This is a genomic window from Stenotrophomonas sp. YJH_SMC_79 (assembly GCF_059367995.1).
In genome coordinates this window covers 712,614-725,382 of record NZ_JCAFRK010000001.1, presented here as the reverse complement: position 1 = coordinate 725,382, position 12,769 = coordinate 712,614, and the positions used below count along the sequence as shown (strand labels likewise).

General features: G+C 67.0%; 13 protein-coding genes and 2 tRNA genes. 9 read left to right on the top strand and 6 right to left on the bottom strand.

What is annotated here, in order from left to right; all coding sequences use genetic code 11:
• Window positions 1–12 precede the first annotated feature (12 nt).
• Complete coding sequence (locus tag AC5P57_RS03495; protein ID WP_142807657.1) at window positions 13–1,356, bottom strand: sensor histidine kinase; 1,344 nt, start codon at window positions 1,354–1,356, stop codon at window positions 13–15.
• A gap of 1 nt (window position 1,357) precedes the next feature.
• Complete coding sequence (locus AC5P57_RS03490) at window positions 1,358–2,029, bottom strand: response regulator transcription factor (RefSeq protein ID WP_057503598.1); 672 nt, start codon at window positions 2,027–2,029, stop codon at window positions 1,358–1,360.
• A 145-nt stretch (window positions 2,030–2,174) separates the two neighbouring features.
• On the opposite strand from AC5P57_RS03490, the gene AC5P57_RS03485 reads away from it, so the two are divergent.
• A complete protein-coding gene (locus AC5P57_RS03485) occupies window positions 2,175–2,942 on the top strand; it encodes a MipA/OmpV family protein (RefSeq protein WP_142807656.1) in 768 nt (255 codons plus the stop codon).
• Between the two features lie 30 nt (window positions 2,943–2,972).
• Window positions 2,973–3,257 (top strand): hypothetical protein, encoded by a 285-nt coding sequence (locus tag AC5P57_RS03480; protein WP_088025549.1) that lies wholly within the window; start codon window positions 2,973–2,975, stop codon window positions 3,255–3,257.
• 42 nt (window positions 3,258–3,299) lie between these two features.
• On the opposite strand, the gene AC5P57_RS03475 is transcribed toward AC5P57_RS03480, so the two are convergent.
• Entirely contained in the window at window positions 3,300–3,440 is a 141-nt protein-coding gene (locus tag AC5P57_RS03475; protein WP_005408867.1) for a hypothetical protein, read from the bottom strand.
• A gap of 162 nt (window positions 3,441–3,602) precedes the next feature.
• Between AC5P57_RS03475 and AC5P57_RS03470 the strand changes: the two genes are divergently transcribed.
• The 3 genes from AC5P57_RS03470 to AC5P57_RS03460 all read left to right on the top strand — a co-directional run bounded on the left by AC5P57_RS03470 (window position 3,603) and on the right by AC5P57_RS03460 (window position 5,063).
• Window positions 3,603–4,172, top strand: coding sequence for a TlpA family protein disulfide reductase (locus AC5P57_RS03470; protein WP_142807655.1), 570 nt, complete (start codon window positions 3,603–3,605; stop codon window positions 4,170–4,172).
• A 112-nt stretch (window positions 4,173–4,284) separates the two neighbouring features.
• A complete protein-coding gene (locus AC5P57_RS03465) occupies window positions 4,285–4,473 on the top strand; it encodes a hypothetical protein (RefSeq protein WP_005408865.1) in 189 nt (62 codons plus the stop codon).
• Window positions 4,474–4,730: 257 nt separating this feature from the next.
• Window positions 4,731–5,063: a hypothetical protein gene (locus AC5P57_RS03460; RefSeq protein WP_262236267.1), complete on the top strand. Its 333-nt coding sequence runs from the start codon at window positions 4,731–4,733 to the stop codon at window positions 5,061–5,063.
• A 95-nt stretch (window positions 5,064–5,158) separates the two neighbouring features.
• On the opposite strand, the gene AC5P57_RS03455 is transcribed toward AC5P57_RS03460, so the two are convergent.
• The 3 genes from AC5P57_RS03455 to uvrB all read right to left on the bottom strand — a co-directional run bounded on the left by AC5P57_RS03455 (window position 5,159) and on the right by uvrB (window position 7,539).
• Window positions 5,159–5,233: transfer RNA gene (locus tag AC5P57_RS03455), tRNA-Val, on the bottom strand.
• Between the two features lie 98 nt (window positions 5,234–5,331).
• Window positions 5,332–5,406: transfer RNA gene (locus tag AC5P57_RS03450), tRNA-Val, on the bottom strand.
• A gap of 108 nt (window positions 5,407–5,514) precedes the next feature.
• Window positions 5,515–7,539 (bottom strand): excinuclease ABC subunit UvrB, encoded by a 2,025-nt coding sequence (uvrB, locus tag AC5P57_RS03445; RefSeq protein ID WP_099552690.1) that lies wholly within the window; start codon window positions 7,537–7,539, stop codon window positions 5,515–5,517.
• 129 nt (window positions 7,540–7,668) lie between these two features.
• Between uvrB and AC5P57_RS03440 the strand changes: the two genes are divergently transcribed.
• From AC5P57_RS03440 to AC5P57_RS03425, 4 genes are all read left to right on the top strand, one after another.
• A complete protein-coding gene (locus tag AC5P57_RS03440; RefSeq protein WP_430542894.1) occupies window positions 7,669–8,205 on the top strand; it encodes a GspH/FimT family protein in 537 nt (178 codons plus the stop codon).
• A gap of 266 nt (window positions 8,206–8,471) precedes the next feature.
• Window positions 8,472–9,662, top strand: a complete 1,191-nt coding sequence (locus AC5P57_RS03435; protein WP_253078663.1) for a tyrosine-type recombinase/integrase — start codon at window positions 8,472–8,474, stop codon at window positions 9,660–9,662.
• A 342-nt stretch (window positions 9,663–10,004) separates the two neighbouring features.
• On the top strand, window positions 10,005–10,259 hold the full coding sequence (locus tag AC5P57_RS03430; protein WP_253078664.1) for a helix-turn-helix transcriptional regulator: 255 nt from the start codon (window positions 10,005–10,007) through the stop codon (window positions 10,257–10,259).
• A gap of 2 nt (window positions 10,260–10,261) precedes the next feature.
• Window positions 10,262–12,703, top strand: coding sequence for a bifunctional DNA primase/polymerase (locus tag AC5P57_RS03425; protein WP_313033862.1), 2,442 nt, complete (start codon window positions 10,262–10,264; stop codon window positions 12,701–12,703).
• Window positions 12,704–12,769: the final 66 nt, after the last annotated feature.

The window sequence follows — 12,769 nt, the reverse complement described above, 5'->3', positions numbered from 1 at the left end:
CTCGCGTCGCTGTCAGCGCCGTACGGTGCCGCGGTGGAAATTGACCCTGAAACTGGCGCCGCCGCCAGCCGCTTCACCCACGCTGACCGAGCCACCGTGGTGCTGCACGATTTCCTTCACCAGGTGCAGGCCCAGGCCGCTGCCGCTGCCGGCAGCACGCAGGCGGTGGAAGGGCTCGAAGATCGCTTCGCGGTCACCGACCGGAATGCCGGCGCCCTGGTCGCTGACCTCCAGCAGGCCACGTGCATCCAGGCGCACGCAGATGGTGCCGCGCCCGCCGCCGTGGACGATGGCGTTGTGCACCAGGTTGGCGATCACCCGCCCCAGCGCCAGGCTGTCACCATGGATCCACACCGGCATCTCGGGCGCATCCACCTCGAAGCCATAACCGGCACCGACCACCAGCGGCGCCAGATCGGCGGCCGCCTCGCGCACCAGCAACGCCAGGTCCAGCCGCTGCAGCGCGCCAACATTGCGATCGAGCCGCTGCAGGTCGAGCAGGTGCTCGGCCACGTTACCGAGGCGGGCGACATCGGTCAGCAACTGCGATTTCAGTTCACCCTGCGGCAGCTGCGACAGGCGCGCCTGCACCACCGCGATCGGTACGCGCAGCTCATGCGCGGCATCGGCGAGGAACTTGTCGCGCGCTGCATAGCCCTGCTGCACCTTGTCGATCGCATCGTTGAACGCTTCCACCAGTGGTGCGACCTCGGTCGACACCAGCTGCGCATCCAGCCGCGCGCCCGGCTGGCCGATGTCCAGTTCCTTGGCCTGCTGCGCGGAGCGGCGCACGCCGCGCATCGCGCGATGGATCACCGTCGGCATCACCAGCAGCGTCACCACGATCAACGGCAGGAAGAACCACAGGCCGATCAGGCGCAGCACCATCAGCGCGCCATCCAGCAGCCCGCCCTTCGGTGCCCCGCCCACCATCACCGTGATGCGCCGCCCATCCTCGTTGCGGATCATCACCCGCGCCACATCCAGGTACGGCGGCACCAGCGAACCGAGTTCGGTCGCGCCCAGCGTCGGCAACCGCGCCAGCAGCGGCGCGTGGATCGCCGGAATCGTGCCGCGCTCCAGCCAGCCTCCCTTGTCGTCGACTGCCGCGAACCAGAGGTTGCCGCCTGCACTGGCATCGAGTTTTTCCCAGCGCGCCTGGTCCAGCACCAACCGGCCACCCTCGCTGTGCACCGCCTTGGCCACTGCCTCGGCCATGAACATGTCCATGCCCCAGGTGTCCTTGTCACCCCAGGTCAGGATCAGCGCGACCACCGCGAACAGCACGGTGAAGGCTTGTGCAAGGAACAGGCGCCAGGCCAGGCCAAGCGTGATGGAGCGGATCGGACGGGCCATCTCAGGCCTCCGCCAGCAGGTAGCCGACGCCGCGGATCACGTGGATCTCCACACCGGCCCCGGCCTGCTGCAGCGCCTTGCGCAGCTTGGAAATGTGCGCATCGAGCGCATTGGACTGGATCTCATCATCAAAACCGTACACCGCCGCCTCCAGTGCGCTGCGGGTGACCGTGCGCCCCTGGCGCATCGCCAGCGCCTGCAGCACCAGCACCTGGCGCCGGGGCAGCGCCAGCAGCTGGCCCTCCACCTGCGCCTGCAGCGATTCGAAGTCGAATTCCAGCCGGCCCAGATGCAGGCTTGGCGTCACCATCGCCGAAGGTCGCCGCGAGACAGCCCGGATCCGCGCCATCAGCTCCTCGATCGCCACCGGCTTCACCAGGTAGTCATCGGCACCGACATCCAGGCCCTCGACCTTGTCCGACAGCGTGCCCTTGGCGGTCAGCATGATCACCGCCAGGTTCGGGCGCAGCGCACGCGCGGTGGCGACGAAAGCCACGCCATCGCCATCGGGCAGCTGGCGGTCGAGCAGCATCAGCTGGTGCACCGGCTCACGCAGCGCGACCGCAGCTTCGGCCAGGCTGCCGACCACGTCGGCGACCACGCCCTGCCGCTCCAGGCCCGATTGCAGGGCACGGGACAGATCGGGATCGTCTTCGACCAGGAGGATGCGCATCAGGGGCTCGGCTACCGGAAACGGTGCCGATCATAGTGCCTGGCGCCGGGTTTGGGCGCCTTCGCGTGCCGATTGCCAAGGCGCAATGTTCTGACAATGTTGTGCCCCCACCATGCACAGCCATCCCCCGCAAAGTGGCTGATCGATGCCGTCGCTGTCCCCGACCCTGCTGCGCCCGTTGCTGTTCTCCGCTGCCATCGGCCTGCCGTTGATCGCCCACGCCGCCGACCAGAACCCCGGGGTGCAGGCCGGTATCAGTGCCGGCGCGACCTCAGGGGCGTACGCCCACTACGACGTCAAGCCGCTGGTCGTGCCGTCCATTGCCTGGCAGGGCGAGCGCTTCTTCGCCAGCCCCGGCTCGCTAGGCATGTACCTGTACAAGCGCGAGGGCCTGCGCCTGTCGGCGGCGGTCACGCCCTACACGCTGCGCTTCAAGACCGACGACGTGAACGATCCTCAGCTGCGTCGCCTGCACAGCCGGCAGATGTCCGCCATGGCCGGCATCAATGGTGAATACAGCGCCGACTGGGGCATCGTCGAGGCCAGCGTGATGCGCGAGGTCACCGGGCACGGAGGTGGCATGGAGGCGCGCCTGCACTACAGCTATCCGATCCAGGCCGGTCGCTTCACCTGGGTGCCCAAGGTCGGCGTAGTGCACTCCAGTGCGCGCCTGCTCGACTACTACTACGGCATCACCGACGAAGAAGCGCTGCGCTCGGGACTGGCCGCCTACAACCCGGGCAGCGCGACATCACCGAGCCTGCAGATCGCGGTCAGCACGCCCCTGGGCACGAAGTGGCGCGCGACCGGCGTCGTCGCCAACCAGTGGTTCGGCGATGCCGTAAAGGACAGCCCGATGGCCCGTCGCGGTACGCAGACGTCGGCCTTCGTTTCCCTGATGCGCTCGTTCTGATCGAGCGCCCGCAACGGACAAGGACCCCCCATGGCCTCCGTCTCCCCTGCTGCTGAAGCGCACGCGATCCTGCGTGCCCCGGACCTGGACAGCGCCGAGCGCGCCTACCTGGGGCTGCTGCCCGACCTGGAACACGTGAACGCGCTGACGCGCCGCGCACTGGGCCTTTCGCGTGCTGCCGATGCGGCACGCGGCTATGCGTTGTCGATGACGCTGGTGGGATTGCGCCTGCAGGAACTTGAGATGGGCGAGGCCAGCGCGAAGGAGCATCGGCAGGCCACCCTGCGCAGCCTGCGCCAGGCCTTCAGCGCCTGAGCACAGGCCATCGGCAACGGTGCCGCAGCACCGCGCACCCGCTCAGCGGAACGTGGTCCAGGCCAGCACAGCGGACAACAGGGCGACCCAGATCACCGCCTTGAACGTACCTTCCAGCATATTGCCGCCGAACAGCAGTTCAAAGAACGGATTGGGCCTGGAAACCGGCACATGATCGCTCATGGGTGAAAGATCCTGGTGATGGGTGGAGGGAATGCACGCATGTCTGTGCGGGCACCACTCTAGTACAGGTGCGCCGTCGGCGGATGTGCCGGGAACATCCGCTTAACACCCTCCGCGCCAGTTCGGGTATGTTCAACCCAACGCTGCGTTCAAGGATGATCGATGCTCAAGCGCGTCCTGCTCCCTGTTGTCGCCCTGCTGCTGTCCGTGCTGGTCATCGCGCTCGGATGGCAGAACCGCCAGCTGCGGCAGATCAACGAGCAGATGGCCACGCAGCTGCAGGACATGCGCCTTGAAGCACATGGCCTCGAGCTGGGCAGTCGCCCGGATGCACTGGCGCTGCGCACCACGCAGCAGACCTTCGTCGATATCGGCGGTGCGCGCGAGGTTCCGCAGATCCTCTATTTCTTCTCCACTGCATGCCGCTACTGCCTGGCCTCGGTACCGCAGCTGCAACAGATCGCCGCGGCCCGCGGCAACAGCGAACTGGTCGGTGTCGGCCTGCCGCCATACGACCAGCTGGCGGACTACGCCGGCAAGCATGCACTGCGTTTCCCGATCGCCATCGACAACGAAGCCGCTGCGTCCACGCGTTATCGCGCCACCGTCACGCCGATGCTGATGGTGCTGGCCGCCGATGGCCGCGTTGCCTACAAGCATGTCGGCCAGCTCGACGCCCAGGTCGTGCAGGCCGCCGTGGCGTCGCTCGCACCGAAGCCGGCGCTGCCCTGATCCCGCATGCCGCGCATCACGTCGCGGCGCCCTGTTACTGCATTCGCGCCACAACCGGCACTCCCGTGCCTTCGGCAACTGCAACTCCACAACGCCAACCAAGGAGATACACATGATCGGAAAGAAAGTGCTTTCGTCCGTCGCCGGTATCGTCGTTGTCGCGGCCATGGCCTTCGGCGCCAGCCAGGCCTTCGCCGTCTCGCCCAAGACCGGATATGCACCGGGCTGCGAACCGCACCCGCAGTGCCCGTTCGGTAACGCTGGCAAGCACGGCCAGCTGCTGTGCTGCGACCCGCTGTAACCGGATCCGCGCATGGGGTCGGCATCGCTGACCTGCCTCACCCGCCGCGGAGCTGAGCCAGCGCCGCGGCCATGACCGGGCCACCCCGCAGTGACCCACCACGCCGGGCCGCCTTGAAGCGCGGCCCGGCACTTCCCGGCCCGGATTCATCCTTCCCGCAGCGACTTGACGCGCGCTTTACCGGCTTTCGTCGCATACCGGTTTCACACCGCAGGGGGCAGTGCCACGCTGGATTCCCTTCTCCGGAGCACCGTGCCATGCCGATGCTTGCCCTGCTGCTGTTGTGCGCTGGCCTGTTCGGCCGCGATCCCGACGCCGGGGATGCCTCCCTGCGCAGCCAGATCCTGCAGGCCGACACCGGGCATGCGGCCATGTCCCCAGCGCATGACCAGACACCGGAGCCGACGGCCCTGCAGTTGTATCGGTTGCGCCAGGACCGCGTGCTGCGCGTGGGTAACCAGCGCCTGCCTGCAGGCGGCCAGCAGCATCAGGCCGGTTCAGCACGCTTCGCGCAGGTCTGGGAACGCGTGGACGGCCACTGGCGGCTGCAGCGCATGATCAGCATCGACGAATGGGTTGCCCAGCGCTGACTCTGGGGCGCCGGCGACCGTCGCAAACGAAAAAGCCGGCCCAGGGCCGGCTTTCATCGTGATCCACCGCTGCACCGGCAATGCCGGGAGCCAGGTGGTGGGCGGTACAGGGTTCGAACCTGTGACCCCTACCATGTCAAGGTAGTGCTCTACCGCTGAGCTAACCGCCCATCTTGTTCTTGCCGCCCGAAAGCTGGCCCTGCTACGTAAAAACCCGGCGCCAGGGCCGGGCTCTTCAGTTCACGACAGCCCCCTTCCGGAGACTTCGTGGTGGGCGGTACAGGGTTCGAACCTGTGACCCCTACCATGTCAAGGTAGTGCTCTACCGCTGAGCTAACCGCCCGTTTTTTGCTTCTGAACGTCCGCGATTGCGTCGGTGCAGGCCGCGTATATTACGGATGCCGGCCGTGAAGCGCAACACTTTTGTGAAGAAGATGCTGCACCGCCGCGTTCAGCCCAGACTCGCTTCCTTCAGCTGCCGGATCTGGTCACGCACGCGTGCGGCATCCTCGAATTCCAGGTCCTTGGCGTGCTGGTACATCTGCTGTTCCAGCGCCTTGAGACGGGCCGCCAGCTGGGCCGGGCCGAGCGAACGGTAATCGGCTCCTTCCTCGGCAACACCCGCCCTGCCCTTGCCCTTGCCCTTCTTGGCCTCCTTCTCTGCGGCGTCCGAACGCGCGCCTTCGAGGACGTCGACGATCGGGCGCGCGACCGAGCGCGGCACGATGCCATGTTCTTCGTTGTACTCGACCTGCTTGGCGCGGCGGCGGTCGGTCTCGTCGATCGCTGCCTGCATCGAGCGGGTCACCTTGTCCGCATACAGGATCGCCTTGCCGCGCACGTTGCGGGCGGCGCGGCCGATGGTCTGGATCAGCGATCCGGTGGAGCGCAGGAAGCCTTCCTTGTCGGCGTCGAGGATCGCCACCAGCGACACCTCGGGCATGTCCAGGCCCTCGCGCAGCAGGTTGATGCCCACCAGCACATCGAACTTGCCCAGGCGCAGGTCGCGGATGATCTCCACGCGCTCGACCGTGTCCACGTCCGAGTGCAGGTAGCGCACGCGGATGCCGTGTTCGGTCAGGTATTCGGTGAGGTTCTCGGCCATGCGCTTGGTCAGCGTGGTGACCAGCACACGGTCACCCGCCTTGATGCGCGCATTGGCCTCGCTCATCAGGTCGTCGACCTGGGTGCCCACCGGGCGGATTTCCACCACCGGATCGATCAGGCCTGTCGGGCGCACCACCAGTTCGGTGATCTCGTCGCCGGCCTCGCGGTACTCGTACGGGCCTGGCGTGGCGGACACGTAGATCGCGCGCGGGCAGCGCTCCTCCCACTCCTCGAAACGCAGCGGTCGGTTGTCCAGTGCCGACGGCAGGCGGAAGCCGAACTCGACCAGGGTTTCCTTTCGCGAGCGATCACCCTTGAACATGGCACCGATCTGCGGAATGGTCACGTGCGATTCGTCGATGACCAGCAGCGCGTCCGGTGGCAGGTAGTCGAACAGCGTCGGTGGCGGTTCGCCGGCGTTCTTGCCGGTCAGGTGCCGCGAGTAGTTCTCGATGCCGTTGCAGAACCCGACCTCGGCCATCATCTCGATGTCGAACTGGGTGCGCTGCGCCAGGCGCTGCGCTTCGACCAGCTTGTTTTCCGCGTACAACTGCTCAAGCCGCTCCTTCAACTCCACCTTGATGGTTTCCACCGCGGCCAGCACGCGCTCGCGGGTGGTGGCGTAGTGGGTCTTGGGGTAGACGGTGAAACGCTGCATGTTGCGCATCGTCTCACCGGTGAGCGGGTCGAACATGGTGATCTTCTCGACCTCGCCGTCGAACAGCTCGATGCGCAGCGCCTCGCTGTCCGACTCGGCCGGGAACACGTCGATCACTTCGCCACGCACGCGGAACGTGCCACGCTGAAGCTCGTACTCGTTGCGCGTGTACTGCAGCTGGGTGAGGTGATTGATCAGGTCGCGCTGGTCGATGCGCTCGCCCTTGGACAGGATCAGGCGCAGCGACAGGTAGTCCTCGGGCGCACCCAGGCCATAGATCGCCGACACCGTGGCCACCACGATCGCATCCGGGCGCGACAGCAGAGTCTTGGTCGCGGCCAGCCGCATCTGCTCGATGTGCTCGTTGATCGAACTGTCCTTCTCGATGAAGGTGTCCGACGAAGGCACGTAGGCCTCCGGCTGGTAGTAGTCGTAGTAGCTGACGAAATACTCGACCGCGTTGTGCGGGAAGAACGCCTTGAACTCACCATACAGCTGCGCCGCCAGCGTCTTGTTCGGCGCCATGATCAGCGTCGGCTTCTGCACGTTCTGGATGACGTTGGCGATGGTGTAGGTCTTGCCCGAGCCGGTGACGCCCAGCAGGGTCTGCTTGGCGATGCCCGCTTCGAAGTTGCTGGTCAGCTTCGCGATGGCATCAGGCTGGTCGCCCGCCGGCGAATACGGCGAGACGAGTTCGAAACGGTCGCTCATGGTGTTGCCAGTTCCCGGGAAGGACAAGTATACGGGGCAAGGGGTGACGGCCGGCTGAGGGGTTTCCGGGCAGGCCGGCGCGGCGGTGCCTGATGGCGGCACTGCCGCCGGGGCGCGAGGCTTGAAGCCATGCACCGCATCCCCCGTCCCGATCGTTCGGCGCCACGCGGCATGCATCTGGTCGAGATGCTGGTGGTGATCGCCGTCCTTGCCGTTCTGGTGGCCGTGGGTTGGCCAGCCCTGCATCCGCTGCTGTTGCGGCATCGCGCCGACGCCCTGCAACTGGCCCTGCATGCCAGTCTTTCCAGCGCCCGAAGCGAGGCCCTGAAGCGCCGCGAACTGATCGGGCTGTGCGCCAGCGACGACGGTGAGCAGTGCTCCCGCGACTGGAGCGCCGGGTGGATCATCTATCGCAGCGGCAGGCACCGTGGGACACCGGCATCCGCCGAGGACATCCTGACCCACCACCAGGGCCGGACCGACATCGCGATCGTCGCCCAGGCCAGCAGTGGACGGCCGTTGCTCTTCTTCCAGCCTGATGGCCGCAGTCCCGGCGCCAATCTGACACTACGCATCTGCGCAGGAAACCGGCTGCATGGCAGGTTGGTCATCAACAACGGCGGCCGCATCCGCAGCGAGCGTGTCGACCGCACCCTCCCCTGCTGACAGACCAAAAAGACAAAAGCCGCGATTTCTCGCGGCTTCTGCAGTATCTGGCGCCCGAAGTTGGACTCGAACCAACGACCCCCTGATTAACAGACGGCACGAGCGCGCTTTGCCATGATTTGATTTTCGGGGCAAAAACGCGCTTACACGGTTGAAATTGCTCGACATGATGGCGTCGAGTCTGAGGGTTTGAGCGTGCACAGCTTGGCGTTGTTGTGCGCAAGAACCGTGTTCAGACGGTGTCGCAAACGTCGAGGAACCAACCCATGAAAGCGAAGATCACTCAGGCGCTCGTCGAGCGGGCGCCGCCGGTGGAGCGTGGCCGCACGGCCTTGTACGCCGACCCCGAGCTGCGGGGCTTCTACCTGATCGTCTCCAGCACCAAGCGCTCGTACTACACGCAGAGCCTCGTGCGCGGGCGGCAGGTGCGGACCAAGATCGGGGAGCACCCCGCGCTTGCGGCGAAGGACGCGAGGGCACTTGCCGCCAAGACGCTGGTCGCCATGCGTGCGGGCGTCAACCCGACCGAGGAACGCAGGAAGGCGCGTGCGCGGGGCATGACGCTCAGGCAGGCGCTGGACCTGCACATCGCGGCGAAGAAGCTGTCGGCGAAGACCGTCGAGGGCTACCGCTACAACTGCGATCAGTACCTGCCCGACTGGCTCGAAAGGCCGCTGGCCGAGCTCGGTGCGGATCGCGCCAGCGTCCGAGAGCGCCATGCGCGCATCACCAAGAAGAACGGTGCCACCACCGCGGACGCGGTGTTCCGCATCTTCCGCGCCGTCTACAACCGAGGCCTGCGCGAGCACCCGGACCTGCCCGCGAACCCGGCGATGAACGTGGACTTCCACGGCCAGAAACGCAGGAAGGTGGACGTCGATGCGGATCGACTCAAGGCGTGGGGCAAGGCGGTGCTCGGACTGTCGCCGGTGAGGCGCGACCTCAACCTCTTCATGATGCTGTCGGGGATGCGGCGCACGGCGGCGTGCGAGGCGCGGATGGAACACGCCAGCGACGATGGGCTCGCGCTGCACGTTCCATCACCCAAGGGTGGCGCAGCACGAGCATTCGACCTGCCGCTGTCGTCTGCGCTGGCTGACCTCGTCGTCCACAGAGCCGCCGCCAACCCCGCGATCAATCGAAGGAGCCCGTGGCTGTTTCCTTCGGACAGCAGGAGTGGGCACGTCGCCGAGGTGCAGCAGCCCGAGCTGGACGGCCTGACGGGGCACGCGCTCCGCCATGCCTATGCGTCGCTGGCATTGCAGGCGGGCATCCCGCTGCTGGAGTTGAAGTTCCTGCTGAACCACAGTGCGTCCAGCGGTGGCGTGACCATGGGCTACCTGCACCCCTCGCTCGACCACCTGCGCGAGCATCAGGAGAAGGCGTCGGCCTACATCCTCGACGCGCTGGGCATGGTCCACGAGCCCGGATCGTGGCCGCCGCGGCTCAAGGAATAGCCGCACGGTCTCACCAGGTGGACCGTGTCGCTTCCGGCGGCTTCGGCCTTGGTGCTGAGCAGCCCGAGGTCGTCCGGACGCGACACGGAGCCACCTGAGAAGACTGACAATGTAATGGTGTTTTTGGCATGGTTTAGTCGGTAGTATTCGAGTCAATCGGGCCAGCAACTGACCCGAGGATCGTCGGTGATAGCCCTGACGGTCAGAAGTGCTTTCGGTGGCAAGAAAAGCCGAGGCCCCCTCCGGATGACAACGGAGACAAGGGCCCTATCTGCGGAGAAAGGCCGCGGATGTCCCCGGCGACATGTCGTCGCTGCGGGAACGGCTGACGAGGATGCCACCATGAAGCCTTACGAACCCAAGACCCTCACGCCGCAGGAGCTCGCGGCGCTGCACGCACTGCCCGACGACGCCGTCGTCACGAGCACCGAGGCCGCCGCCTTCCTGCGGCTGACGCCGCGCACCATGGCGTGGAACCGCACCCAGCGCCCCGAGAATCACCCGCCGCACCACGTCGTCGGCTCTCGCACAGTCCGCTACCGGATGGGCGACCTGCGTGCCCACATGAAGCGCCGCGGCGCGAACCCGGAGGGCTGACCATGGGCGCGAAAGAAAACGCCCGCGTGCAAGGCGGGCGCAAGGTTACGACTGACCAGAGGAGTGAGCTGTCCAGGACTCACGGGGTCAATGATGCCGCGGGGTCCTCCGGCCCGACGCCATCGTTCGACGTCGACGGTCTGATCCGCGCGGGCCTCACGCTGATCCCGCTGCACAGGTGGGACGCCAAGGACGCGAGGGGCCGCGACCGCGGGAAGACCCCGCGCGACGGTGCCTGGCAGGCCAGGGACTACGACAGCCGCGAGGTGCTGGAGCAGGCCCGACGCGACGGCCGCAACGTCGGCGTGCGCCTGCCACCGACCTGGATGGTGCTGGACGTGGACCCGCGCAACTTCGGCGGGAAGGACGACCCCGACAACGTCGCCGGACGCGACCCGCTGGCCGATCTGGCGCGGGACGCGCGGCTGGACCTGTCAGCGTGCCCGCACACGCTGACAGGTTCCGGTGGGCACCACTTCTGGTTCAGGAAGCCCGCCGACGTGCAGGTGCTCGACAGCCTGGAGGACTACCCCGGCGTGGAGTTCAAGAGCCATGGCAGGCAGGTCGTCGCGCCGGGGTCGGTCCACCCGAACGGCAGGCGATACGAGTGGGATGACCTGGCACCTTTCCCCGAGGAGGCGCCGCAGGTACCCGACACGCTGCTGCGCCTGATCCGCAGGCCGACGCGGGCGCACGGCGAGGCCGCGGGCCTCGGCGAGCTGACGCCCGAGATGCTGGCCGATACGCTGGAGCAGCTCGACGCCGAGGCCTTCCAGGACCACGACAGGTGGCGCGACCTGATGATGGCCTGCCACCACGCCACCGCAGGCGAGGGACGTCAGGAGTTCATCGACTGGAGCACGCAGGACCCGAAGTACCAGGACGACGCGTGGGTCATCGGCCGCCGGTGGGACTCGCTGCACGCCACCGCAGGCAAGGGCGGGAGGCCCATCACCGCGAGGCTGCTGCACAAGGTCGTCCAGGAGGCGGGCGGCCACGTCGCAGTGGCCGACGCAGTCGACGACTTCGACGCGTACGAGGACCCCTCCGAGCTCGGCCGTGGCGTGGACGACGCGGCGCTGCGCGAGCCGCCGAAGGCGACGGGCATCGAGGCCGTGATCGACGAGCTCAACGAGAAGCACTGCGTCGTGATGGAGGGCGGCAAGTTCAGGGTGTTCACCGAGGAGCGCGACCCCGTCCTCAACCGCCCGTTCTTCCAGCGATCCACCAAGGAGGACTTCCAGAACCTTTACCTCAACCAGCTCGTCGAGCGCCCGAACGAGAAGCCCCAGCCAAAGGCGCACTTCTGGCTGAAGCACCCGAGGCGCCGGCAGTACCACGGGGTCATCTTCGACCCGAGCCAGAACCACGACGGCTGGCTCAACCTGTGGCGCGGCTGGTCCGTGCAGCCGAAGAAGGGCGACTGGTCGCTGCTGCGCCAGCTCATCCTCGACGTGCTGGTGGACGGTGACCGCGGCCACTTCGAGTACGTCATGGACTGGATGGCGCACATGGTGCAGCGTCCCGCCGAGGTGGCCGAGGTCGCACTCTGCTTCAAGGGAAAGAAGGGCACCGGCAAGGGAACCCTCGGCCGCGCACTCGCCGCACTGGCCGGATCGCACGGCCTGCACATCAGCTCGCCGGAGCACCTGGTCGGGCGGTTCAACTCGCACCTGCAGAACTGCGTGTGCCTGTTCGCCGACGAGGCGTTCTGGGCGGGCGACAAGGCAGGCGAGTCCAAGCTGAAGCAGCTCGTCACCGAGCCGACCATCGCCTACGAGGGCAAGGGCCGCGACGCCGTGATGGGCAAGAACCTGGTGCACATCGTGATGGCATCCAACAACGACTGGGTGGTCCCCGCGGGCCTCGGGGACGAGCGGCGCTTCGCGGTGTTCGAGGTGAACGACAGCAGGCGCGGGGACAAGGACTTCTTCAACGCGCTGAACCGCCAGCTCAAGAACGGCGGGCTCGCGGCGATGCTGTTCGACCTGCTGGCCCGCGACATCGACGGCTGGGCGCCGCGCGACAACGTGCCGAGCAGCGCGGCGCTCGCGGACCAGAAGATCCGCGGCCTGGACCTGGAGCACGAGTGGTGGCTGTCGCTGATCCAGTCGGGCGAGCGTCCGACTGACGACCTGGAGGGCGCACCCGCTGACGAGGCGGTGGGCGCGCCGACGGCCTGGGGCGACGAGCCGACGCGCGTGCTGTGCTCCACGCTGCGCGACTCCTACCAGGCGTACGCGAAGGACAAGCGCCGCTCCCCGAAGTCGGACGACGCCCTGGGCAAGATCCTGGCGGACCTGGGGGTGCAGCGTCGCCAGGTCGGGACGAAGCGGCACAGGAACAGGTGGTGCTACGTCCTGCCCACGTTCGGCCACGCGCTCGACGCGATGGCAGACGCCCTCGGCGTGGATGCCGACAGGCTGCTCGGCAAGCGCGGCTAACGCACCCATGCACCGAGGGAGACAGCAAACCGCAACCGGGCCTCGGTTGCGGTTTTTTCTTTGCAA

Bases quoted from the DNA above. Each gene is read 5' to 3' on its own strand.
- AC5P57_RS03470 (WP_142807655.1), top strand. From the start codon at position 3,603: ATGCTCAAGCGCGTCCTGCTCCCTGTTGTCGCCCTGCTGCTGTCCGTG.
- uvrB (WP_099552690.1), bottom strand. From the start codon at position 7,539: ATGAGCGACCGTTTCGAACTCGTCTCGCCGTATTCGCCGGCGGGCGAC.
- AC5P57_RS03460 (WP_262236267.1), top strand. From the start codon at position 4,731: ATGCCGATGCTTGCCCTGCTGCTGTTGTGCGCTGGCCTGTTCGGCCGC.
- AC5P57_RS03495 (WP_142807657.1), bottom strand. From the start codon at position 1,356: ATGGCCCGTCCGATCCGCTCCATCACGCTTGGCCTGGCCTGGCGCCTG.
- AC5P57_RS03480 (WP_088025549.1), top strand. From the start codon at position 2,973: ATGGCCTCCGTCTCCCCTGCTGCTGAAGCGCACGCGATCCTGCGTGCC.
- AC5P57_RS03430 (WP_253078664.1), top strand. From the start codon at position 10,005: ATGAAGCCTTACGAACCCAAGACCCTCACGCCGCAGGAGCTCGCGGCG.
- AC5P57_RS03440 (WP_430542894.1), top strand. From the start codon at position 7,669: ATGCACCGCATCCCCCGTCCCGATCGTTCGGCGCCACGCGGCATGCAT.
- AC5P57_RS03425 (WP_313033862.1), top strand. From the start codon at position 10,262: ATGGGCGCGAAAGAAAACGCCCGCGTGCAAGGCGGGCGCAAGGTTACG.
- AC5P57_RS03475 (WP_005408867.1), bottom strand. From the start codon at position 3,440: ATGAGCGATCATGTGCCGGTTTCCAGGCCCAATCCGTTCTTTGAACTG.
- AC5P57_RS03435 (WP_253078663.1), top strand. From the start codon at position 8,472: ATGAAAGCGAAGATCACTCAGGCGCTCGTCGAGCGGGCGCCGCCGGTG.
- AC5P57_RS03490 (WP_057503598.1), bottom strand. From the start codon at position 2,029: ATGCGCATCCTCCTGGTCGAAGACGATCCCGATCTGTCCCGTGCCCTG.
- AC5P57_RS03485 (WP_142807656.1), top strand. From the start codon at position 2,175: ATGCCGTCGCTGTCCCCGACCCTGCTGCGCCCGTTGCTGTTCTCCGCT.
- AC5P57_RS03465 (WP_005408865.1), top strand. From the start codon at position 4,285: ATGATCGGAAAGAAAGTGCTTTCGTCCGTCGCCGGTATCGTCGTTGTC.